At 66.8% G+C, this 22,729-nt stretch carries 24 protein-coding genes; 13 read left to right on the forward strand and 11 right to left on the reverse strand.

The features are described from left to right. Nucleotides 1–85 precede the first annotated feature (85 nt). Entirely contained in the window at nt 86–1,027 is a 942-nt protein-coding gene (locus tag HV783_RS15680) for a LysR family transcriptional regulator (protein WP_054503531.1), read from the forward strand. Here HV783_RS15680 and HV783_RS15685 read toward each other — a convergent pair. The 6 genes from HV783_RS15685 to HV783_RS15710 form a co-directional block, all read right to left on the reverse strand. Further along, nucleotides 1,021–1,950 (reverse strand): 2-hydroxyacid dehydrogenase, encoded by a 930-nt coding sequence (locus tag HV783_RS15685; protein ID WP_054416337.1) that lies wholly within the window; start codon nt 1,948–1,950, stop codon nt 1,021–1,023. The two genes, HV783_RS15680 and HV783_RS15685, sit on opposite strands and share 7 nt — an antisense overlap. 113 nt (nt 1,951–2,063) lie before the next feature. Then, nucleotides 2,064–3,587, reverse strand: coding sequence for a tripartite tricarboxylate transporter permease (locus HV783_RS15690; RefSeq protein WP_054503529.1), 1,524 nt, complete (start codon nt 3,585–3,587; stop codon nt 2,064–2,066). 6 nt (nt 3,588–3,593) lie between these two features. Continuing rightward, nucleotides 3,594–4,073: a tripartite tricarboxylate transporter TctB family protein gene (locus HV783_RS15695; RefSeq protein WP_054503528.1), complete on the reverse strand. Its 480-nt coding sequence runs from the start codon at nt 4,071–4,073 to the stop codon at nt 3,594–3,596. Nucleotides 4,074–4,286: 213 nt separating this feature from the next. Further along, on the reverse strand, nt 4,287–5,819 hold the full coding sequence (locus HV783_RS15700) for a sensor histidine kinase (protein WP_231133066.1): 1,533 nt from the start codon (nt 5,817–5,819) through the stop codon (nt 4,287–4,289). 7 nt (nt 5,820–5,826) lie between these two features. After that, nucleotides 5,827–6,513 carry a response regulator gene (locus HV783_RS15705; protein ID WP_020925157.1) on the reverse strand — a complete coding sequence of 229 codons (687 nt, stop codon included), beginning with the start codon at nt 6,511–6,513 and terminating at the stop codon, nt 5,827–5,829. Further along, nucleotides 6,494–7,066 (reverse strand): RNA pyrophosphohydrolase, encoded by a 573-nt coding sequence (locus HV783_RS15710; RefSeq protein ID WP_006392918.1) that lies wholly within the window; start codon nt 7,064–7,066, stop codon nt 6,494–6,496. Before HV783_RS15710 ends, HV783_RS15705 begins: the two co-directional genes overlap by 20 nt. 65 nt (nt 7,067–7,131) lie before the next feature. On the opposite strand from HV783_RS15710, the gene HV783_RS15715 reads away from it, so the two are divergent. The 10 genes from HV783_RS15715 to HV783_RS15760 all read left to right on the forward strand — a co-directional run bounded on the left by HV783_RS15715 (nt 7,132) and on the right by HV783_RS15760 (nt 16,137). Next, nucleotides 7,132–8,862 carry a proline--tRNA ligase gene (locus HV783_RS15715; RefSeq protein WP_054503527.1) on the forward strand — a complete coding sequence of 577 codons (1,731 nt, stop codon included), beginning with the start codon at nt 7,132–7,134 and terminating at the stop codon, nt 8,860–8,862. Nucleotides 8,863–8,919: 57 nt separating this feature from the next. Further along, entirely contained in the window at nt 8,920–9,342 is a 423-nt protein-coding gene (gene ybgC, locus HV783_RS15720; protein ID WP_054503526.1) for a tol-pal system-associated acyl-CoA thioesterase, read from the forward strand. 2 nt (nt 9,343–9,344) lie between these two features. After that, nucleotides 9,345–10,025: a protein TolQ gene (tolQ, locus tag HV783_RS15725; RefSeq protein WP_054503525.1), complete on the forward strand. Its 681-nt coding sequence runs from the start codon at nt 9,345–9,347 to the stop codon at nt 10,023–10,025. Continuing rightward, entirely contained in the window at nt 10,025–10,483 is a 459-nt protein-coding gene (locus HV783_RS15730; protein ID WP_054503524.1) for an ExbD/TolR family protein, read from the forward strand. The genes tolQ and HV783_RS15730 overlap by 1 nt, the downstream gene beginning before the upstream one ends. A 39-nt stretch (nt 10,484–10,522) precedes the next feature. Next, nucleotides 10,523–11,644, forward strand: a complete 1,122-nt coding sequence (gene tolA / locus HV783_RS15735) for a cell envelope integrity protein TolA (RefSeq protein WP_054503523.1) — start codon at nt 10,523–10,525, stop codon at nt 11,642–11,644. A 16-nt stretch (nt 11,645–11,660) separates the two neighbouring features. Then, on the forward strand, nt 11,661–12,983 hold the full coding sequence (gene tolB / locus HV783_RS15740) for a Tol-Pal system beta propeller repeat protein TolB (RefSeq protein ID WP_064526145.1): 1,323 nt from the start codon (nt 11,661–11,663) through the stop codon (nt 12,981–12,983). Nucleotides 12,984–13,014: 31 nt separating this feature from the next. After that, nucleotides 13,015–13,515, forward strand: coding sequence for a peptidoglycan-associated lipoprotein Pal (pal, locus tag HV783_RS15745; RefSeq protein WP_006388738.1), 501 nt, complete (start codon nt 13,015–13,017; stop codon nt 13,513–13,515). A gap of 86 nt (nt 13,516–13,601) precedes the next feature. After that, nucleotides 13,602–14,294: a tol-pal system protein YbgF gene (gene ybgF, locus HV783_RS15750; protein ID WP_049071329.1), complete on the forward strand. Its 693-nt coding sequence runs from the start codon at nt 13,602–13,604 to the stop codon at nt 14,292–14,294. After that, nucleotides 14,294–15,337, forward strand: a complete 1,044-nt coding sequence (locus HV783_RS15755) for a FecCD family ABC transporter permease (protein ID WP_116791544.1) — start codon at nt 14,294–14,296, stop codon at nt 15,335–15,337. The genes ybgF and HV783_RS15755 overlap by 1 nt, the downstream gene beginning before the upstream one ends. Beyond that, complete coding sequence (locus tag HV783_RS15760) at nt 15,334–16,137, forward strand: ABC transporter ATP-binding protein (protein WP_054503520.1); 804 nt, start codon at nt 15,334–15,336, stop codon at nt 16,135–16,137. The genes HV783_RS15755 and HV783_RS15760 overlap by 4 nt, the downstream gene beginning before the upstream one ends. Before the next feature lie 54 nt (nt 16,138–16,191). Here HV783_RS15760 and HV783_RS15765 read toward each other — a convergent pair whose 3' ends face one another. After that, nucleotides 16,192–16,689 carry a YbaK/EbsC family protein gene (locus HV783_RS15765; RefSeq protein ID WP_049071322.1) on the reverse strand — a complete coding sequence of 166 codons (498 nt, stop codon included), beginning with the start codon at nt 16,687–16,689 and terminating at the stop codon, nt 16,192–16,194. A gap of 141 nt (nt 16,690–16,830) precedes the next feature. On the opposite strand from HV783_RS15765, the gene HV783_RS15770 reads away from it, so the two are divergent. Continuing rightward, nucleotides 16,831–17,640: an alpha/beta fold hydrolase gene (locus tag HV783_RS15770; protein WP_175189446.1), complete on the forward strand. Its 810-nt coding sequence runs from the start codon at nt 16,831–16,833 to the stop codon at nt 17,638–17,640. Between the two features lie 11 nt (nt 17,641–17,651). Here HV783_RS15770 and HV783_RS15775 read toward each other — a convergent pair whose 3' ends face one another. After that, nucleotides 17,652–18,122 carry an Lrp/AsnC family transcriptional regulator gene (locus HV783_RS15775; RefSeq protein WP_175189447.1) on the reverse strand — a complete coding sequence of 157 codons (471 nt, stop codon included), beginning with the start codon at nt 18,120–18,122 and terminating at the stop codon, nt 17,652–17,654. A 246-nt stretch (nt 18,123–18,368) separates the two neighbouring features. Between HV783_RS15775 and HV783_RS15780 the strand changes: the two genes are divergently transcribed. After that, on the forward strand, nt 18,369–19,325 hold the full coding sequence (locus HV783_RS15780) for a DMT family transporter (protein WP_240317256.1): 957 nt from the start codon (nt 18,369–18,371) through the stop codon (nt 19,323–19,325). Between the two features lie 73 nt (nt 19,326–19,398). Here the strand turns inward: HV783_RS15780 and fusA are convergent, their stop codons facing one another. From fusA to HV783_RS15795, 3 genes are all read right to left on the reverse strand, one after another. Then, nucleotides 19,399–21,510: an elongation factor G gene (gene fusA / locus HV783_RS15785; protein WP_116791542.1), complete on the reverse strand. Its 2,112-nt coding sequence runs from the start codon at nt 21,508–21,510 to the stop codon at nt 19,399–19,401. Nucleotides 21,511–21,790: 280 nt separating this feature from the next. Then, entirely contained in the window at nt 21,791–22,255 is a 465-nt protein-coding gene (locus HV783_RS15790) for a universal stress protein (protein WP_006388728.1), read from the reverse strand. A gap of 87 nt (nt 22,256–22,342) precedes the next feature. Beyond that, nucleotides 22,343–22,687: a protein tyrosine phosphatase family protein gene (locus HV783_RS15795; protein ID WP_025137488.1), complete on the reverse strand. Its 345-nt coding sequence runs from the start codon at nt 22,685–22,687 to the stop codon at nt 22,343–22,345. Nucleotides 22,688–22,729 lie beyond the last annotated feature (42 nt).

A 22,729-nucleotide genomic window follows, 5' to 3' on the forward strand; every position in this document is an offset into this window, starting at 1 on the left:
TGAATGCATGACGTCACTGTAGATCGCTTAATTATTCACATAAACCCATGTATGATGAACTATTCGTTCCAGGTATAGAACAATCATGCAAGACCTAAACGACCTCTACTACTTTTCCCAAGTCGTCGAGCAGGGCGGTTTCAGCGCCGCGGCGCGGGCGCTGGATATCCCCAAATCGCGCCTGTCGCGCCGCATTTCGCACCTGGAAGAAAGCCTGGGGGTAAGGCTTTTGCAGCGCACCACCCGACGCCTGCGCCTGACCGCAGCCGGCGAGCGCTACCTGCATTACTGCCGGGAAATGGCCGCCTCGGCCCGCGCGGCCGACGATGCCATGCGCCAGTTGCAGTCCCAGCCCGCAGGGCCGGTGGTGGTCAGTTGCCCGGTGTCGATCGCGCAAGACGTGCTGGCGCCGCTGCTGCCGGAATTCCTCGATGCCTGGCCGGCAATCTCGGTACAACTGCTGGTGACCAACCGCCGGGTCGACCTGATCCGCGAAGGCGTGGACCTGGCCTTGCGCGTGAGGACCAAGCTCGATACCGATGCCGAACTGGTGGTACGCCACCTGGGCACCGCGCGCGGCACGCTGGTGGCCAGCCCCGGCTACCTGCAGCGCCACGGTGCGCCCGACACCCCGCAGGACCTGGCCTCGCACACGACGTTGAGCTTCAGCGATCCGCAGAATGAGGTGCGTTGGCCGCTGCGGAACGACAAGGGCGAAGAGGTGCATATCGAACTCAAGCCGCAGTTGTCGTGCAACGACTTCATCGTGCTGGTGGAGGCCGCCGTGCGCGGCCGCGGCATCGCGCTGCTGCCGTCGATCGCGACCCAGGAGGAACTGCGCCGCGGCCAACTGGTGCCGGTCCTGCCGCAGTGGCAGTCGCCGGAAGGCATCGTCCACTGCATCTATCCGTCGCGGCGCGGCATGATGCCGGCGGTGCGCACCTTGCTGGATTTTCTGTCGCAGCGCCTGCCCCCCACCTACCAGCGGCTGGAGAAGCAAGGCGCCACGGCGCCTGCCGCTCAGTAGCCGCGCTCGCGCTCGACCACGCCGGTGATGGGCTCGCCGCGCATCAGCCGGGCGACCTTGCCAGCAATCTGCTCGATGCTTTCGTCGCGCAGCGTGCGGGCGGCGATGTGCGGCGTGACATGCACGCGCGGATCGCGCCAGAACGGATGGTCCTTGGGCAGCGGCTCGGTATGGAACACGTCGAGCGTCGCGCCGGCGATCTCGCCCTCTTCCAGCATCCGCACCAGGTCTTCCTCGACCAGGTGTTCACCACGGCCGACGTTGACCAGATGCGCCTCGGGCAGCAGTTGGCCGAGCGTGTCGCGGTTGAGGATGCCACGGGTGTCGGGCGTGAGCGGCAGCACGTTCACCAGGAAGCGAGTGCGCGCCAGGAAGGCCGGCAACGCGTCCTGCCCGGAGAAGGACTCCACGCCGGGGATCTCGCGCGGCGTGCGCGACCAGCCCGCCACCGGATAACCGAACTCGGCCAGCGTCTGCGCCACGCGCGCGCCCACCTGGCCCAGGCCCAGCACGCCCACCGGCCAATCGGCCTGGCGCGTGCCTTCGCGGGTATCCCAGTGCTGGCGCGCCTGTGATTCGTCGAAGGCCTGGAAGTCGCGCGACACGCGCAGCAGCGCGTACAGGGCGTACTCGGCCATCTGCACCGACATGCCCGCGTCCTCGAGGCGGACGATGCGCACGTGCGGCGGGATTTCCTTCATCTTGAGCAAGGCATCCACGCCCGCGCCCAGATTGAACAACGTCTCGATGCGGGTCTCGTGCCGGAACAGTTCCACAGGAGGTTTCCACACCAGGGCGACCTCGGCGCCGGAGGGCGGGCCATCGGGATTCCAGACGGAAATGCGACAGCCGGGCATGGCGGCTTGCAGGCGCGGGACCCAGACGTCGGGGTCGTGCAGGGGGCAGGCGAAAAGGATATGCATGGCGTAGATCCGGACAGGCTCGGGAAATCGCAAGCATGGGGGAAGACGGCGCACAAATCAAACGGCCCGGCGTGAACGCCGGGCCGTGTCTGAAACGCGGAACGCGGAGCCGGTCAGGCGGCCTGGGTGACCTGCGGCTTGTTCTTGTTCTTGCCGCGGCGCAGGAAGGCCCACACCTGCAGCAGGATGAGCAGCGCGCTGGCGCCGATGAACCAGGCGCTGATCGGACGTTCGATGAACACCGCCAGGTCACCGCGCGACAACAGCAAGGCGCGGCGGAAGTTCTCTTCGACCATGGGCCCCAGCACGAAGCCGAGCAGGATCGGCGCGACCGAGAATTCCAGCGTCATCAGGACGGCGCCGATCACGCCAAAAGCCAGCACTTCCCAGATCTGGAAGAGACTGTTCTGGGTGCTGAACACGCCCACCGCGATGAAGAACAGCGCCGACGGGAACAGGTAGCGGTAAGGCACCTGCAGCAGCTTGACCCAGACGCCGATCAGCGGCACGTTGAGCACCATGAGCAGCACGTTGCCAACCCAGAAGCTGGCGATCAGGCCCCAGAAGATGTCCGGATGCTCGGTGATCAGTTGCGGGCCGGGCTGGATGCCCTGGATCAGCAGCGCGCCCAGGATCAGCGCCATCACCGCGTCGCCGGGGATGCCCAGGCTCATCGTGGGGATGAAGTCGACCTGCGTCTTCGAGTGCGACGAGGCTTCGGGCGAGGCCACGCCGGCGATCATGCCGGTGCCGAACTTCTCGGGCGTCTTGGAGATCTTGCGTTCCAGCGCGTAGGCCACGAAGGTGGTGATGGTCGGGCCGGTGCCGGGCATGGCGCCGAACAGCGTGCCCACGGCGGTGCCGCGCACCATCGGCCAGAAGGCCGTCTTCAGTTCCTGCTTGCTGGGACGCATGTCGCGCAGGCGCAGCTTGGCGCCGCTGCCGATGATGGTCATGCGGTTGACGCTCATCAGGAAGTCGGCCACGCCGAACAGGCCCATCGAGATCGCCACCAGTTCCAGGCCGTCGGACAGGTCGAGCAGGCCGAACGAGAAGCGGATGGTGCCGGTGTTCACGTCGGTGCCGACCACGCCGCACATCAGGCCGAACAGCGTCATGGCCACGCCCTTGAGCGGCGAACCGCGCGACATGGTGGCGCCGGCCAGCAGGCCCAGCAGCATGATCGAGAAAATCTCGGTCGGGCCGAACTTGAAGGCGACTTCGACCAGCAGCGGCGAGGCGAAGATCATGACGATGATGCCGACCGAGGCCGCGAAGAACGAGCAGATCATCGTGATGCCGAGCGCCGTTCCTCCCTTGCCCTGTTTGGTCAATGGATACCCGTCAAGGCACGTCACCGCGTGCGGCGGGTGCGAAGGCAGGTTGAGCAGGATCGCGCCGATGGCGCCGCCGTACTGCGAACCGTAGAAGATGCCGGCCAGCATCAGGATGGCAGGCACCGGCTGCATCACGTAAGTCAGCGGCAGCAGGATCGAGATGGCCGACAGCGCGCCCATGCCGGGCAGCACGCCGATGAGGTTACCCACCAGCACGCCGAAGAACGACCACATCAGGTTGTGGAGCTGGAAGGCGACGCCGAAGCCGTACCAGAGGTCGGTCAAAGCTTGAGAAATCATGACGCATCAACCCCAGCGAAACAGCGGCAGCTGCAGTTGCAGCGCCCACCAGAAAACCACCACCGCGATCACGGACATGCCGAGCGACAGTACGAACGCCTGCTTGACCGTGTTCTTGCGGTCGCCCAGGGCGGAGATGAAGACGATAGCGAAGGTCGCTGGCAGCAGGCCGCCATAGTGGCCCAGCAGCAGGAACGCCAGCGTGCCCAGCAGGATGCAGGCGCTGCCGCGGAAATCCGGCAGGCCATGCGCGTGGCCGTCGCCCGGCGCCGGAGGCGTGGCCTCGCCGGAGCGTGCCGAGATGGCGATCAGGATCCCCGTCAATGCGAGCAGGCCGCCCAATGCCGCGGGAAAGAACCCGGGGCCCATGTGGCTGAGCGTTCCAATGTGATAGTCCGTACCACCGTAGATCGCCCCCAATCCGACTAGGACCATCAGGGCGCCGCCGTAATAGTCCTTTCTATTAATTGTTTTTTGCACTTCCATCCTCCTGAAGCAGGGCCGTGCGGGCCCCTGGGATGCCGCCCGGAACGAGCGCCACCCGGCCTTTTCAACAACAGGCCGGTTCGCAGGTTAAGGATGGAACCTGCTAATTCGCTTTCTATGCGCTGTCGAGTCCCTGAATTCGGGGGTTATCCCTGATGGGAATCCACGAGCGGCGCTATGAAGGCCAGGGAGAAAGATTGAAAGCTTTGGCGATTACTGGTCGCCGGTGAAGGGCACTTCGGCAGGCCGGGGATATTGCGACACGGTGGTGGCCAGGGGCAGCCACACGACGGAGGCCAGGCCGACGCCGCCCTGCGCGTTGGGTTCGCCGTCGCGCAGATCGATGTCGCCATCGTTGCGGCGGGCGTAGGCGCGCGCGATCGCCAATCCGAGGCCGGAACCGGAGGATGTGACCGGTTTGTCCGTGCCGACCCGCTCGAAGCGGGCGAAAGCCCGCGCGCGCAGGTCCGGATCGAGCCCCGGGCCGTTGTCGGACACGGCCACTTCGGCGCGATCGCCGTGGCGGCCGACCGAGACCGTGATGCGCGCCCCCACGGGCGCGTAGTGGATGGCGTTGTGCACCAGGTTGGAAAGGGCCTCGTGCAGCTCGGCCTCGTTGCCGGAGACCGGGACCTCGACCTCGTGGCCCTGCTCGTTGGTGGCCTGCACCCACCCCAGGTCCTGCTGTTTCTCGTGCGCCAGCGGCAGGTACTGCAGCACCACCTCGCGCGAGACAGCGTTCAGGTCGAGCAGTTGGCGGGGCACCTGGTCGGCCTGGTTGGCATGCGCCAGCGACAGCAACTGCTCGGTCAGGCGGCGGGTGCGCCCCAACTGGTCGACGATGGCGCGCAACCCTTCCTGGGCCCGGGCCGGGTCGCGCTCTCGCAGGGCGTACTGGGCCTGGGTCAGCATGATGGCCAGCGGCGTGCGCAGTTGGTGCGAGGCGTCGGCCAAGAAGTGCGACTGCTCGTCCAGCACGCGGCGGTAGCGGGCGATGTGGTGGTTGACGGCGTCGACCAGCGGCGCCACTTCGCTCGGCACGCGCGAGGCGTCGAGCGGGGTCAGGTCTTCGGGCCGGCGGTTGCGGATGTCGGCGCGCAGCCGCCGCAACGGCTTCAGGGCCCAGGACACGCCCCACCAGACCAACAGCACGACCAGCGCCAGCATGCGGGCGTCGCGCAGGATTTCCTGGCGGCGGGCGCTGTCTTCGGCCTCGATGCGCTTGCCCGTGCTTTCGGCCACCAGCACCAGCACCTGGCGGTGGACGCCCTGGTAGTACAGATCGCGCACCAGCGACACCACCCGTACCGGATCGTTGCGGTAGACCCCGTCGTAGAACACCGGCAGGCCGTTGGAGCGCGGCCAGGTGGGCGGCCGCGGCAGTTCCGGCATGCCCAACAGGGTCTTGCCCTGTTCGGCCGGCACCGGCGACTCATCCGGCAGGGGCGGGTCGATCTGCTCGATGCGGAAATACTTGCGCAGGCCGGCCCGCGATTCCAGCATGACCTGGGCGTACAGCGGCGTGGCCACTTGCAGCGAACCGTCGGGCGCGAACTCCAGGCTGCTCTCGAGCACGCGGGCGGGTTCGAGCAGGGCGCTATCGTAGGCCTCGTTGGTGATCTCGGACAGGGTACGGTAGTCGTTCAGGCTGTCGATGACCAGCAGCGCCACCACGCCGGGCAGCAGCAGGATGATCAGCAGCGCGCGGATGCCGACTCGCGGCAGCCCTGGAATCCGGAGGCTCACGAGCGAGTCAGGAGTCGGCGGCTTCGCTGGCCACGCTTTCCAGCATGTAGCCCAGTCCGCGGACGGTCACGATGCGCACGTCGCTGCCGGCCAGCTTCTTGCGCAGGCGGTGCAGCACCACCTCGATGGCGTCGGGGTTGGCTTCGCTGTCGTGGGTGAAGACCTTGCCGAACAACTGCGATTTGTCCACGGGATAGCCGCTGCGCGTCAGCAGCGCCGCCAGGGCGGCGTGCTCGCGCGGGGTCAGGAACAGCAGGGAGCCGTCGAGCGTGAAGGCGCGGCTTTCGCTGTCGTAGGACAGCGAGCCACATTGCAGGCGCGGATGCTGGCGGCCGCGGCTGCGACGCACCAGCGCGGTCAGGCGGGCTTCAAGTTCTTCGAGGGCGAACGGCTTGGTCAGGAAGTCGTCGGCGCCCAGGTTGAGGCCGCGCACGCGGTCCTGCAGCGCGCCCTGGGCGGTCAGCAGCAGCACCGGGGTGCGGTCGTCGCGGTTGCGCATCTCGCGCAGCACCACCAGGCCGTGCTTGTCGGGCAGGCGCAGGTCCATGACGATGGCGTCGTACTCGGTGCCCGCCATGAACGCTTCGGCCGTGCGGGCGTCGGCCGCGTGGTCCGGCACGAATCCGCTCTGCGCGAGCGCGCGCATCAGCCAGGACGCCATGTCCCGTTCATCTTCAACCAATAATATGCGCATGACCGTCCGTTCCTTCGGGCAAGTTCTCTGCCGCCCGCTGCCCATGCACGCGCTGACGCAGGTAGCGGGTTTCGTGGTGACGCCGAAAGAGGATTGCCGACAACTCGTTCAACGCCTGGGTATAGACGTCCCGCTTGAACTCGATCACGGCATCCAGCGGCACCCAGTACTGGCTCCAGCGCCAGGCGTCGAATTCCGGATGCTGCGTCGCGCGCAGGCATACGTCGCTGTCACGTCCCACCAGGCGCAACAAGAACCAAATCTGCTTTTGTCCTTTATAGTGGCCGCGCCACTCACGCCGGACGAAGTGATCGGGCACGTTATAACGTAACCAATCGCGTGTACGCCCCAAAATACGGACATGCTCGGGCTTCAGGCCCACCTCTTCATGGAGCTCGCGATACATGGCCTGCACCGGGCTTTCGCCGTACTTGATGCCGCCCTGCGGGAACTGCCAGGCATGTTCCCTGATACGCTTGCCCCAAAAGACCTCGTTTCTGCTATTGACGAGAATGATGCCGACATTGGGGCGGTAGCCTTCGCGGTCAAGCATGGGCCACCCCCACCGAATTCAATACAATTACAGTCGATTATACGTATCTGCTGCCACCTTTAAACATGCGCGCATCCAACTACCACATCAACACCCTCAAAGAAGCCCCTTCCGAAGCGGAAGTCGCCAGCCACCAGCTCATGACCCGGGCCGGGATGATCCGCAAGCTGGCGGGCGGCATCTACACATACATGCCCCTCGGCCTGAAGGTCATCCGCAAGGTCGAGGCCATCATCCGCGAGGAAATGAACGCCGCCGGCGCGATCGAGCTGCTGATGCCGGTGGTCCAGCCCGCCGAACTCTGGATGGAATCCGGCCGCTGGGAACAGTACGGCGCGGAACTGCTGCGCATCAAGGACCGGCACCAGCGCGATTTCGTGCTGCAGCCCACCTCGGAAGAGGTGATCACCGACATCGCCCGCAACGAGATCCACAGCTACCGCCAACTGCCGGTGAACTTCTATCACATCCAGACCAAGTTCCGGGACGAGCGCCGTCCCCGCTTCGGCCTGATGCGCGGCCGTGAATTCACCATGAAGGACGCCTACTCCTTCGACCGCGACGAAGCCGGCGCCCAGAAGAGCTACGACACCATGTATGCCGCGTACATGCGCATTTTCGGCCGCCTGGGCCTGGAATTCCGCGCGGTGGCGGCCGACACCGGCTCCATCGGCGGCACCCGCAGCCATGAATTCCAGGTAATCGCCGACACCGGCGAGGACCTGCTGGTCTACAACGCCGACTCCGACTACGCCGCCAACATCGAGCTGGCCGAAGCGCCCAGCCTGTACCCCACGCGCGGCGCGGCCACCCAGGCGATGGCCGACGTGGCCACCCCGGGCGCCGCCAAGTGCGAGGACGTGGCCCGCCTGCTGGGCCTGCCGCTGGAGCAGACGGTCAAGTCGATCGTCCTGGCCACCGACGGCGACAAGGGCAAGGTCGACATCTGGCTGCTGCTGCTGCGCGGTGACCACGAGCTGAACGAAATCAAGGCCGGCAAGCTGCCGGGCCTGGCCGGCTTCCGTTTCGCGACCGAGACCGAGATCGTCGAACACTTCGGCTGCAAGCCGGGCTACCTGGGCCCGGTGCGCACTGCGCGCCCGGTGCACGTCATCGCCGACCGCACCGTGGCGAACATGGCCGACTTCGTCTGCGGCGCCAACCGCGAAGACTTCCACATCCAGGGCGTGAACTGGGGCCGCGACCTGCCCGAGCCCGAACTGGTGGCCGACCTGCGCAACGTGGTCGCCGGCGACCCCTCGCCGGACGGCAAGGGCACGCTGTCGATCCAGCGCGGCATCGAGGTGGGACACGTTTTTTATCTGGGTAAAAAATACTCCGAAGCCCTCAAGGCGACCTTCCTGGACGAGACCGGCAAGCCAGCCGTCCTGGAGATGGGCTGCTACGGTATCGGCGTGACCCGCATCGTCGGCGCCGCCATCGAACAGAACCACGACGCACGCGGCATCATCTGGCCGCGCGCCCTGGCACCGTTCGAAGTGGTGATCTGCCCGGTCGGCTGGGGCAAAAGCGAAACCGTGCGTAACACCTCCCTGAAACTGTACGAATCGCTGCTGGCGCGCGGCGTGGACGTCATCCTGGACGACCGCGATGCCCGCCCCGGCGTGATGTTTGCCGAGTGGGAATTGATCGGCGCGCCGCTCCGTGTAACAGTTGGAGAACGCGGCCTGAACGACGGTGTGGTGGAATTGCAGGCCCGTCGGGAAACCGAAGCGGCCAAGATTCCGGTAGAGTCCGCGCTTGAAGCCGTGCTGACGAAACTCGACACGCTGTAAACCTTATAGCAACTACGGACTTTTCGCGTCCCGACCCGCATCATCGAAGCCCGCATCGTGACCGTTCCGAAGTCCGCCGAATCCCGCCTGCAGGTCCGCGTCTACTATGAAGACACGGACGCGGGCGGGGTGGTTTTCTACGCCAACTACCTAAAATTCCTGGAGCGCGCCCGCACCGAGTGGCTGCGCGACCTGGGGGTCAACCAGTCCGGCCTGGCCGCCAGCGAGCAACGGCTGTTCGTCGTCCGCTCGCTGGACATGTCGTACCGCAAGCCGGCCAGACTGGACGATTTGCTTACCATACGCAGCCGGGTCACACGACTGGGCCGCGCTTCGATACACTTCGCGCAGCGCGCAGAACGGGACGGGGAACTGCTTGCCGAAGGCAATATCCAAGTCTGCTGCGTCGATGCCGTCAACATGCGGCCGGTGGAACTGCCGGCCGACGTCCGCGCCAAACTGGAATCAATTCAGGAATAACCATGCAAGCCACCAACGACATGTCGTTGCTTTCGTTGATTTCGCACGCCAGCGTGCCGGTGCAACTGATCATGCTGATGCTCCTGGGCATCTCGATCATGTCCTGGACCTATATTTTCGCCAAGCGGCTGGCCATCAAGCGTGCCCATGCCCAGACCCGCCGCTTCGAGGATGACTTCTGGTCCGGTGGCGACCTGTCGATGCTGCAGCAGGCCGTGGCCTCGCGCCGCGACGAACAAGGCGCCCTGGCCCGCATCTTCGACGCCGGCATGACCGAATTCCTCAAGGCCCGCCGCGGCAACGCCAGCACCGACGCCACCGCCCTGCTCGACGGCCCCCGCCGCGCCATGCGCGCCGCCTACCAGCGCGAAATGGACGCCCTGGAGTCGCACCTGAACTTCCTGGCCTCGGCCGGTTCGGTCTCGCCCTACATCGGCCTGCTGGGCACGGTCTGGGGCATCATGCACGCCTTCATCGGCCTGTCGAACATGCAGCAGGCCACGCTGGCGTCGGTGGCTCCCGGCATCGCCGAAGCGCTGATCGCCACCGCCATCGGCCTGTTCGCCGCCATCCCCGCGGTGGTCGCCTACAACCGTTTCACCAACGACATCGACCGCATCTCGATCCGCTTCGACAGCTTCGTCGATGAATTCCTGAACATTCTGCAACGGCAGGTGCGCTAATGCCCTCGGTAAGCTCGCGCGGCAGATCCGGCCGCCGCATGAAGGCCGACATCAATGTGGTGCCGTACATCGACGTGATGCTGGTGCTGCTGGTCATCTTCATGGTGACCGCGCCGCTGATCACGCCGGGCCTGATCCAGTTGCCCTCGGTGGGCGCGGCATCCGATGTCCCGGTCAAGCCGCTGGAAGTCCAGATTTCGGAAGACGGCAAGATCGCGCTGCGCATGCGCGAGCCTGGCGCCACGCTGCAGGACATCGCCCGCCCCGAACTGGTGGCGCAGGTGCGCTCGCGCATCACCGCGGAAACGCCGGTGGTGATCGCGGCCGACGGCAAGGTGCCGTACGAGACGGTCGTGAAGGTCATGGACGAACTGCGTACCAATGGCATCACCCGCCTGGGCCTGCTGGTGGACCAATCCGCCGGCGGCAACCAGCCCGCTACCGCGAAGAAACGCTAACGCGACGTCCTCCGCCGGCGCCGCCGGCTTGCAACGCTCATGACGCCACCCATCATTCGACACCACAGCGGCCCCCCGGCCACGCCGCCCAACAACGACAACCGGATCGCCCTGGTCCTGGCGTTGCTGGTGCACGCGCTGCTGCTGGCCGTGTTGATCTTCAACCTGAACTGGCGCACCGAAAACCCGGGGCCGGTGGAAGTGCAGTTGTGGGCCGACGGCAATTCGCCCGTCTCGCCCCCGCCGCAGCCACAGCCCGAACCGCCCAAGCCCCAGCCCAAGCCGCAACCCCAGCCGGAACCGGAAAAGACGCCGGAGCCGCCGCCTCCCCCTCCGCCGCCCAAGCCGGAACCGCAAGCCCAGCCCAAGCCTGACGAGGTGGATCCGGAAATCGCGCTGCAGGAAGCCAAGAAAAAGAAGGAGCAGGAAGAGCGGGCACGGCAGGCCGCCGAGGCCGCCAAGGAAAAGGCGCGCCTGGAGGAAGAGCGCAAGCAGGCCGAGCTGAAGGAAAAGAAGCGCCTGGAACAGGAACGCCAGGCCGCCGAGAAGGCCGCTGCGGACAAGGCCGCCGCCGAAAAGGCCGCTGCCGAAAAGGCCGCTGCCGAGAAGGCTGCCGCCGAAAAGAAGGCCAAGGACGACGCCGCCAAGAAGGCGGCCGAGAAAGCCGCCGCCGAAAAGGCCGCAGCGGAGAAGGCCGCTGCCGAGAAAGCCGCGGCTGACAAGGCCGCCGCCGAAAAGGCCGCCGCCGAGAAGAAGGCCAAGGAAGAAGCCGCCAAGAAGGCCGCCGCCGACAAGGCCCTGAAGGACGCGTTCCGCAACGACGCCCTGGGCGCGGCCGGCATTCCCGGCGGCACCGCCGACCGCAACCAGGCCGGTGGCGGGCGCGATAGCGGCTACGGCGCCAAGGTGCGCGCCTGCGTGCAGCCCGGCGTGGCCTACCCGCCGCCGCCGCGCAGCGGATCGGACAATCCGACGGCCCAATACCGGGTACAGTTAGGTTCTGACGGGAAGGTTAACGGGGTCACGCTGACCAGTTCCTCCGGCAACCCGGGCTTCGACCGCGCTGTCGAGACCGGCATCCGCCGTTGCAACCCCTTCCCCAAGCCTTCGACCGGCCGCTACGAGCCCATCATTGACGTTGTGTACAGAATGTATGATTGACAGGAGATTGCTGATTATGACTCCCGCCCATAGCCGACGAGCTTCCCCCCTCGTTCTCTGGCGATCGTATGGATTCGGCCTGTTGCTGCTGGCGCTTGCCTGCCTGATGGCCATCAGGCCCGCCCAGGCGCAGTTGCGTGTCGATATCTCCGGCACCGGCGCCACCCAATATCCCGTCGCCATCGCCGATTTCGCGGTGGATGATGCCCACGGCCGCGCCCTGGCCGAAGTGATCCGCGCCGACCTGACCCGCACCGGCCAGTTCCGCCTCATCAACGCGGCCGGTTCGGGCCTGAACGTCGATTCGCCCATCGCCCATGACGACTGGCGCGCCAAGGGCGCCGACTTCATCGCCTATGGCAGCATCGTGCGCGGCAACGACGGCCGCTACGACGTCCGCTACCGCCTGGCCGACACGGTCAAGAAGGGCCAGTTGGATGGCGTCGCGTTCTCCGGCACCGAGCAGGAACTGCGCCGCGTCGCCCACCAGATCGCCGACCGCATCTATGAAAAGATCACCGGCGTGCGCGGCGTGTTCTCGACCCGCATCGCCTACGTGCTCAAGCAAGGCGCCACCTATGAACTGCAGGTGGCGGACGCCGATGGCCAGAATCCGCAGGTCGCCCTGCGTTCGCGCGAGCCGATCATCTCGCCGTCCTGGTCGCCCGATGGCTCCAAGCTGGCGTACGTGAGCTTCGAATCCGGCAAGCCGGTGGTGTACGTGCACACCCTGGCCACCAGCGCCCGCGTGCCGGTCGCCAACTTCAAGGGCAACAACAGCGCCCCCGGCTGGTCGCCCGACGGCACCCAGCTTGCCGTGGCCCTGACGCGTGACGGTCTGTCGCAAATTTACATCGTTAGCGCGGCCGGCGGCTCGAATATGAAGCGAGTTACGCGTTCTCCCGGGATTGACACCGAGCCGAGCTTTACGCCGGACGGCCGTTCCATTATCTTTACCAGTGACCGCAGCGGCGGGCCGCAAATCTATCAAACCGGCCTGGACGGTGGCGATGCTCGCCGCCTCACGTTTAATGGTGGTTACAACATCTCACCCCGAATTTCCCCAGATGGATCGACGCTGCTGTACGTTGCCAGACGCGACGGCGCGTTCCGGATCGCATCGTTGAACCTGTCCTCCGGCTCGGAGAACTTGTTGACCGATGGTCGTGACGATCAGTCGCCAAGCTTCGCGCCGAACGGCATGCAAGTCCTCTACGCCGCGATTCAAAACGGCCGTAGCGTGCTTGCGGGCGTTTCGAGCGATGGCCGCGTACGGCAGACGCTTTCGGTACTGAATGGGGAAATACGTGAACCGACTTGGGGCCCATTTACCCGATAACACGTGTGACTCTCTTTGCAAAGGAACTATCATGAAGTCGCGCATTGCCAAAAGCCTAACCATCGCCGCTCTGGCCGCCACCCTGGCAGCTTGCAGCTCCGTCCCTCTCGACGATAAAGCGGGTCAGGGCGGAGGCGCTGGCCAAGGATCCTCGGCCTCCGGCCAGATCCTTGATCCCTTCAACCCCCAAAGCATCCTGGCGCAACAGCGCTCGGTGTACTTTGACTTCGACAGCTACACGGTGTCCGACCAGTACCGCGGCTTGGTGGAAACCCACGCCCGCTACCTGGCTTCGCACCAGCAGCAGAAAATCAAGATCGAAGGCAACACCGACGAACGCGGCGGCGCCGAATACAACCTGGCCCTGGGCCAGCGCCGTGCCGACGCAGTGCGTCGCATGATGACCCTGCTGGGCGTCAGCGACAACCAGATCGAAACCATCAGCTTCGGTAAAGAAAAGCCGAAGGCGACTGGCTCGTCGGAAGCCGACTTTGCGGAAAACCGCCGCGCCGATATCGTTTATCAGCGTTAAGCTTTTCGTATAGTTAAGTGCCCCACCACGCGTCGGGACGGTCAACCGGCCGTCCCGACGTTTGTTTTTATCCCCCGGGAATTTTCATGCGCGATAACGTTCTGTCCCTGCGTCCCCTGATGGCGGCCACTGGCCTGGTGCTGGCAGCCCTGACGGCGCCCGCCCACGCTTTCTCCGATGATGAGGCCCGCAAGGCCATCCTGGATTTGCGCCAGCAGGTGCAGCAACAGAACGAGCAGAGCCAACGGGCCAAACTGCAATTGGCCGACCAGATCCAGGCGCTGCAGCAGGAAATCGCCCAATTGCGCGACCAGCTCGAACTGGTGTCGCGCCAGCAGCCCAGCGCCAATAAGCCGGGCGGCGCGCCAGGCGGCGCCAACCCGCCGGGCGCCACGGCCGGCGACCCGCAGGAGCAGGCCGCCTACGACGGCGCCATCGACCTGTTCCGCAAGGGCCAGTACAAGGAGGCGTCCGAATCGCTGGCCGCCTTCACCGCGCTCTACCCCGCCAGCCAGCTCGCGCCCAGCGCCCAGTTCTACCTGGGCAGCAGCCGCTACGCGCTGAAGGATTTCAAGGGCGCCATCGAGCAATTGAACGCCATGGTGCAGAAGGCCCCCGACAACGCCCGCGCCCCCGACGCCCTGCTGGTGATCGCCGGCAGCCAGATCGAGATGAACAACCGCGCCGGCGCCAAGACCACGCTGCAGCGCATCGTCCGCGACTACCCGACCACGCCGGCCGCCAACACGGCCAAGAGCCGCCTGCAACTGCTGCAGTAATGGCGCAAGCCGCTTCAGCGGTCGCCGCCTACCGGCACATCCTGCGCCGCCGCGCGGGGCTCATCGCCCTGCTGCTGGCGGCGATTTGCATTGGGCTGCTGCTCGACTTCACACTCGGCCCCTCGGGCCTGGGCTGGGGCGAACTGTGGCGCACACTGAGCGCGCCGGCGTCGGCCGATCCGACGCTGCGCGTGATCGTGTGGGATATCCGGCTACCTTACGCCCTCATGGCCGCGCTGGTCGGCATGGCGCTGGGCCTGGCGGGCGCGGAAATGCAGACCATCCTGAACAATCCCCTGGCGAGCCCATTCACGTTGGGCGTGTCGTCGGCGGCCGCCTTCGGCGCGTCGCTGGCCATCGTGCTGCACCTGGGCGTGCCCGGCATCCCCGACGGCTGGCTGATCGCCGGCAATGCCTTCCTGTTCGCCATGCTGGCGGCCCTGCTGCTGGACGGCGTGGCACGCCGGGGCGGCATCAACACCTCGGGCGTGGTGTTGTTCGGCATCGCCATGGTGTTCACCTTCAACGCGCTGGTGTCGCTGGTGCAGTTCACCGCCAGCGCCGAGGCGCTGCAGAGCCTGGTGTTCTGGACCATGGGCAGCCTGGCGCGCTCGAGCTGGACCACGGTCGCCGCGCTGGGATTGGCGTTCGCGCTGGCGCTGCCGCTGGCCATGCGCCAGTCCTGGAAACTGACCGCGCTGCGGCTGGGCGAGGAACGCGCCGCCAGTTTCGGCGTGGACGTGCGCCGCGTGCGCGTGACGGCGCTGGCGCGCGTCAGCCTGCTGTCGGCGCTGGCGGTGGCGTTCGTCGGCACCATCGGGTTCATCGGCCTGATCGCGCCCCATATCGCCCGCCGGCTGGTGGGCGAGGATCACCGCTTTTTCCTGCCGGGCAGCGCGCTGGTGGGCGGCGTCATCCTGTCGCTGGCCTCGGTGGCGTCCAAGAACCTCGCGCCCGGCGTCATCGTGCCGGTCGGGATCGTAACCTCGCTGATCGGCATTCCATTCTTCGTCGCGGTGGTGCTGCGCCGGAGGCTGCCATGACGGGCGCCACGCGTGCGCCGGCGCTGGCGATCGACGGCATCAGCGCCGGCTATGGCGGCACGGACGTGCTGCACGACCTGTCCTTGCCGCGCCTGGGTGCTGGCGAGGTCACGGCCCTGCTGGGCCCCAATGGCAGCGGCAAATCGACGCTGCTCAAGGCGCTGGCGGGACTGGTGAAGGTGCGCGCCGGACGGGCGCGACTAAACGACCTGGAGCTGGCGCGGATGGATTTCGCCACCCGCGCGCGCCATCTGGTCTATCTGCCGCAAAGCCTGCCGGCCGCCGTGCACCTGCGCGTGTTCGAATCGGTGCTGGTGGCGGCCCGCGCCAGTGAGGCCGAGGGTCCGCCGACGGACCTGCACGGGATCGACCGGCTGCTGGAAAGGCTGGGCATCGGCCATCTGGCGCTGTCCTACCTGGACGCGCTGTCCGGCGGCCAGAAGCAACTGGTGGGGCTGGCGCAGGCGCTGGTGCGGCGGCCGCGCGTGCTGCTGCTGGACGAACCGCTGTCGGCGCTGGACCTGAATTACCAGTTCCATGTGATGCGGCTGCTGAAACAGGAAACCGCCGACCACGGGCTGATCACGGTGATCGTTCTGCATGACCTGAACGTGGCGCTGCAGCACGCCGACCGGGCGGTGATGATCCATGGCGGCAGGCTGGTTGCCGCGGGCGCGCCGGCCGACGTCATCACGCCGGCCGCGCTGGCCGCCGTGTATGGCGTGCGGGGCCGGGTCGAGGCCTGCTCGCGGGGACGGCTGCAGGTGCTGATCGACGATCTGGAGGCCGATCCGCACTGACCCCGCGGCGGCTTTCGTCTGCCCGCGCCAGGGCGCGGGGCTTTCCAGGCTGCGCTAGGCGCGCTGCGCCACGTCCGCGACCGGCGCGCCGGTCATGGCGGCCAATTGCCGCGGCGTCAGGTTGAAGACCGCGTGCGGGTGCCCCGCCGCCGCCCACAGGCTGTCGTACTGGAACAGGTCCTGGTCGAGCAGCATCACGGGCTTGACCGCGTGACCGATCGGGCAGACGCCGCCGATGGCGTAACCGGTCATCTCGCGCACGAACTTGGCGTCCGCCTTGGCCAGCGCGCCGACCTGCTCCGCGACCTTGGACTCATCGACGCGGTTGATACCGCTGGCGATGACCAGCACCGGCGCGTCGTCGGCGGCCCGGCGGAAGATGATCGACTTGGCGATCTGTGCCACCTCGCACCCCAGCCCCGCCGCCGCCTCGGCCGAGGTCTTGCCCGTCTGCGGTAGCACCACCACCGGCTTGTCATGGCCCATCTCGGCCAGCAGGCGGGCGACGCGTTGGGCGGACTCGGGAAGATCGGCGGGGGTGGCGAGGGACATCTGGCGAACTCCGTTCAAGACAAAAAGATCGGGAATCGAGTTTATCAGCCCGGCGAATGCCCCCGCCGCGGGCGCGGGCGTGCCGCTGCCGAGGGAGTGAAACGGCTAGAATGCGCGGCTGGCCTTCCCGACCCCGACCCGATGCGTTCCGAACCCGTCCTGCCCCTGCAAAGCGCCGATATCGGCGGCTATGCCATGTCCTACACCGAATACGGCGAAGGGGCGCCCCTGGTGCTGGTGCACGGCTCGTTGTCGGACTGTCGCTACTGGAAATCGCAGATGGCGCCGCTGGGCCGTTCGTTCCGGGTGCTGGCGGTGAGCCTGCGCCGCTATTGGCCCGAAAGCTGGGATGGCGAAGGCGACGGTTTCTCGGTGGCGCAGCACGGCGCCGACGTGCTGGCGTTCATCGACAAGGTGGCGGGCGGTCCCGCCCATCTGGTGGGCCATTCGCGCGGCGGCCGCGTGGCCCTGGAAGCCGCGCTGGCCCGCCCCGACGCACTGCGCAGCCTGACGCTGGCCGACCCCGGCCTGCCGCTGCCTGGCGGCGACGACGCCCGGGGCGGTTTTCGCCAGCGGGCGCTCGAACTGATCCGCGACGGCGCCGTGGAAGAAGGCCTGGCGCTGTTCGTGGACACGGTGACCGGGCCGGACACCTGGCAACGCATGGTGCCCTGGTTCAAGGAAATGGTGCGCGACAACGCCGGCACGCTGTTCGGCCAGGCCCGCGAGACGCCGGCCTCGCTGAGTCCGCAGGAGATTGCCTCGCTGACGCTGCCGACGCTGCTCATCGGCGGCGCGTTGAGCCCCGATCCCTACCCCGCCGTGCTCGACGCGCTGGAGAGCTGGCTGCCGCAATCGCGGCGGGTGGACATTGCCGGCTCGTCGCATGGCATGAACCTGGGCAACCCGCGCGCCTTCAACGGCGCCATCGAATCGTTCCTGCGCGGCTGAGCGGCGCGCCGTCAGGGCTCGACCGACGGCGTGTGCTTGAGGCGCTTGAGCACGAAGGTCGAGCGGCTGTGCCGCACGCCGGGCAGCTTGTAGAGCCGCTTGCGCAGGAACTCTTCATAACCCTCGGTGCCGGCCACCGCGACCTTGATCAGGTAGTCGTATTCGCCCGTCACCAGGAACGCTTCCACCACTTGCGGCAGGCGGGTGATCGCCTCGCCGAAGCGCGCCAGCGTGTGATCGTCGTGGTGCTCGAGCGTGACCTCGATCATGACCGTGTCGGGCAGGCCCAGCGCCTTCTGGTTCAACAGGGCCGCATAGCCCTCGATCACGCCCGCGTCCTCCAGCGCCTTGACCCGGTTCCAGCAGGGCGTGGGCGACAGGCCGACCTGCTCGGCCAGCTTCAGGTTGGTGAGGCGGCCGTCGGTGCGCAGCGCGCGCAGGATCTTGCGGTCGGTTTCGTCGATTTTGGGTGGCGTGGACACGGGGCGGAAAATCCGTAGAAGAGACTATCCCTGCAAAAGCTGATTCTAGAGGATATATATTCCTTCAATACCGCCAAATTGGCGGGAATCAGGAAACCTATTTTCCCGACCCGGCCGTAGACTTTCCGTCAAGACGGGCATTACCCCGCCCGTCGGATCCAGCGCCCGCGCCGTGGCACAACCCGGCGCCGACGCCGGTGTAGTCCACCGCAGTGTGCCGCGCGCCGATCCGCGCGGCGGGAAATCATGTCTCACGCAGCAGCAGTCCCCGCAAGAACCGGCCTGGGCCTGTCCGGCACCGCCATGCTCCTGGCCGCGCCGGCGCTCTTCGCCTCCAACATGGTGGCCGCCCGCTGGGCCCACGACGCCGCCCTTCCCCCCGTGTTCCTGGCTTTCGGCCGCTGGCTGATCGCCTTCCTGATCCTGTTGCCGCTGGCCGCGCCGGCCTTGCTGCGGCATCGCCAGGCGCTGTGGCGCGGCCTGCCCACGCTGCTGCCGCTGGCGGTGCTGGGCATGGGCGTGGCGGTGGCGCCGCAGTACATCGGCGCCCAAAGCACCAGCGCCACCAATATCGCGCTGATCTTCTCGTGCAGCCCGATCCTGGTGGCGCTGCTGGAAGCGGTCATCTGGCGCAAGCCTCTCTCGCCCCTGCGCGCCGCCGGGCTGGCGCTGGCGCTGGGCGGCGTGCTGGTGGTGCTGACGCGCGGCGACGCCTGGGCGCTGGCGCGGCTGGCGTTCGGCCAGGGCGACCTGTGGGTGCTGCTGGCCGCCACCGGCTGGGCGCTCTATACGGTGCTGCAGAAGCGCCTGGCGCAGCCGGCGGTGCCGGATGGCGCGCGGCTGGCGGCGATGATGCTGGGCGGCGCGATCGCGCTGGCGCCGTTCGCCGGCATCGAGGCCGCCACCGGCGCCATCCCGCCCTGGAGCGATCCACGGCTGGCGGCGGTCCTGCTGTTCCTGGCGGTCGTGCCGAGCCTGGGCGCGTATTACGTCTACGGCCGGCTGATCAGCCGCGCCGGCCCCGCCACCGCGGGCCTGTCGATGTTTTTGGTGCCGGTGTATGCCGCGCTGCTGGCCTGGCCACTGCTGGGCGAGGCGCCGCAACTGTTCCATGCTTATGGCTTCGTGATGATCCTGCTGGGCGTGAAGCTGGCGTCCTCGCGCATGCGGACGGCGACGGCCGGCGCCGCCGCGCCGGCCTGACGTGCCAGCCTGAAGCGCGAGAAAGAAAAAAGGGCCACCGCGCGGGTGGCCCTTGTTACGAGCGATTCCGGATTCAGCGGCCCGTGCCCTGGGCCGCGATCACTTCCTGCGCCACCTGGCGCGGCGCTTCGGCGTAGTGCTTGAACTCCATCGTGTAGGTGGCGCGGCCCTGCGTCAGCGAGCGCAGCGAGGTGGAGTAGCCGAACATCTCGGCCAGCGGCACCTCGGCCCGCACCACCTTGCCGCCGCCCCCGGCGATGTCTTCCATGCCCTGGACCATGCCACGACGGGACGACAGGTCGCCCATGACGTTGCCGGTGAAGTCCTCGGGCGTTTCCACCTCGACCTGCATCATCGGCTCCAGCAGCACCGGGTCGGCGCGCCGCATACCTTCCTTGAAGGCCATCGAACCGGCCATCTTGAAGGCGTTCTCGTTCGAGTCCACGTCGTGGTACGAACCGAAGAACAGCGTCACCTTCACATCGACCACCGGATAGCCCGCCAGCACGCCGGCGTTGAGCGCCTCGCGGATGCCCTTGTCCACCGCCGGGATGAACTCGCGCGGCACCACGCCGCCCTTGATGGCATCGACGAACTCGTAGCCCTTGCCAGGCTCCTGCGGCTCGAGCTTGAGCACCACGTGGCCGTACTGGCCGCGTCCGCCCGACTGCTTGACGAACTTGCCTTCGACTTCGTCACAGGTCTTGCGGATGGTCTCGCGATAGGCCACCTGCGGCTTGCCCACCGTGGCCTCGACGCCGAACTCGCGCTTCATGCGGTCGACCAGGATCTCCAGGTGCAGCTCGCCCATGCCGGAAATGATGGTCTGGCCGGACTCCTCGTCGGTGCGCACGCGGAACGAGGGATCTTCCTGCGCCAGCCGGCCCAGGGCGATGCCCATCTTTTCCTGGTCGGCCTTGGTCTTAGGCTCGACCGCCTGCGAGATGACCGGCTCGGGGAACACCATGCGTTCGAGCACGATGACGTGCGCCGGATCGGTCAGCGTATCGCCCGTGGTGACGTCCTTGACGCCTACCGCGGCGGCGATGTCGCCGGCATAGACCTCGGTGATCTCGCGCCGCTCGTTGGCGTGCATCTGCAGGATGCGGCCCAGGCGTTCCTTCTTTTCCTTGACCGGGTTGTAGACCGAGTCGCCGGACTTGACCACGCCGGAGTAGACGCGGAAGAACACCAACTGGCCGACGAACGGGTCGGTCATGATCTTGAAGGCCAGCGCCGAGAACGGTTCCTTGTCGGTGGGATGGCGTTCGATTTCGTGGTCGCGCTCGTCGTGGCCCTTGATGGCGGGCACGTCGACCGGCGACGGCAGGTAGTCGATGACGGCATCCAGCATGGCCTGCACGCCCTTGTTCTTGAAGGCGCTGCCGCACAGCATCGGCACGATCTCGTTGGCGACCGTGCGCTGGCGCAGGCCCTGCTTGATCTCGGCCTCGGTCAGCGCCTCGCCGCCCAGGTATTTCTCCAGCAGCGTTTCATTGGCCTCGGCGGCCTTCTCGACCATCTTGTCGTGCCATTCCTGCGCCTGCGCCTGCAGCGCCGGTGGAATGTCACGGTACTCGAAACGCACGCCCTGGCTGGCGTCGTCCCAGATGATGGCTTTCATCTTGACAAGGTCGATGACGCCCTCGAAGCCGTCCTCGGCGCCCACCGGCAGTTGCACCGGCACGGCGTCGCCCTTGAGACGTTCGCTGATCTGGCGCTGCACGCGCAGGAAGTCCGCGCCGACGCGGTCCATCTTGTTGACGAAGGCCAGCCGCGGCACGCGGTACTTGTTGGCCTGGCGCCAGACGGTCTCGGATTGCGGCTGCACGCCGCCGACCGCGTCATAGACCATGACCGCGCCATCCAGCACGCGCATGGAGCGCTCGACCTCGATGGTGAAGTCGACGTGGCCCGGCGTGTCGATGATGTTGATGCGGTGTTCGGGATAATTGCCGCCCATGCCCTTCCAGAAGGCGGTGGTGGCGGCGGACGTGATGGTGATGCCGCGTTCCTGTTCCTGCTCCATCCAGTCCATCACGGCGGCGCCGTTGTGCACTTCGCCGATCTTGTGGGTGATACCGGTATAGAAGAGGATGCGCTCGGTGGTCGTCGTCTTGCCCGCGTCGATGTGGGCGCTGATGCCGATGTTCCGGTATAGCTCGATAGGCGTCTTGCGAGTCATGGCCTCGTTCCTTGCAGTAATCACCAGGAGTAGGCGGCAGGTCCGACCGGATACTGCCGCGGCGGGCGCCATGCCGCGTTGAGAGGTGTGCTCGGGTGTTGCGAAACCGCGCCCGCACTTATCCGTAAATATTACGCGCCGCGGGCCGGTTTACAAGCTTTAGCCATATGGGTCATAGGGAATGGCGCGGACAAGAAAAAGCCCCTCGCCAGGAGGGGCCGGGCCCGGCATCGGCGCCGGGAGGCCTGACAGCGGCCTGACACGGGCAACGAGGCCGGATTTACTTCTTTTCTTCCTTGACGCGGTACACCAGCACGGCGGTGCTGGCCAGCGACAGCACCTTGGCGGTGACGCTGCCCAGCAGCAGGCGCGACAGGCCGCTGCGGCCGTGGCTGCCGATGAAGATCAGGTCGCAACCGGCGTCGGCGGCGGCCTGGACGATGCCGTCGGCCACGTTGAAGTTGGACACGGCGCGCGCCTCGGACTTCACGCCGGCGGTGTCGGCGCGGTCGGTGATCTGCTTGAGGTACTTGTCGGCCTGCTCGGCCGAGGCCTTTTCGTAGTCTTCGTCGGTGATGGCGTAGGCCGCGGCCATGCCGTCGAAACCGATGGTGGCGGCGAACGGCTGCGTCACGTAGAGGGCGACGACGTCAGCGCCCACCGAGCGCGCGAAGGAAATGCCGGCGTTGGCGGCTTGGGCCGACAGCGGCGAGCCGTCGGTGGGAATCAGGATCTTCTTGAACATCTTGCCTGCTCCTGTTTGAGAGGAAGCTCCATGCTACCGGAAACCCGCCAGGTTCACATCAAGCGAACCCGGGGTCCTTGATGCGCGTCAACCCAGTTGCTGGGCGGCGGCGAACAGATTGGTGCAGCGGGTGCCGGTGCGGCAGTACGCCAGCACCGGGCCCGGCAGGGTGCGCAGCAATTCGGCGAAGCGGACCACATCGGCGGCGGTCATGGCGCTGCCGACGACCGGCTGGTATTCGATTTTCAGGCCGGCGGCGGCGGCGGCCTTGGACACGTCGGCGGCGGTCGGCTGGTCGGGGCCGCCCTCGAAGTCGGGACGGTTGATGATGACGCTCTTGTAGCCGGCGGCGGCCACGTCGGCCATGTCGTCGGGGCCCAGTTGCGGGGCGACGGCGAAATTCTCGGTGAGGGGTTTGATGGGTGCGGACATGGCGATTCCTTGATGGGGGTGACTGCGTATTATTGTAGGAGC

Origin of the sequence: Achromobacter dolens (genome assembly GCF_902859745.1) — a bacterium.
GTDB lineage: Bacteria > Pseudomonadota > Gammaproteobacteria > Burkholderiales > Burkholderiaceae_B > Achromobacter > Achromobacter dolens.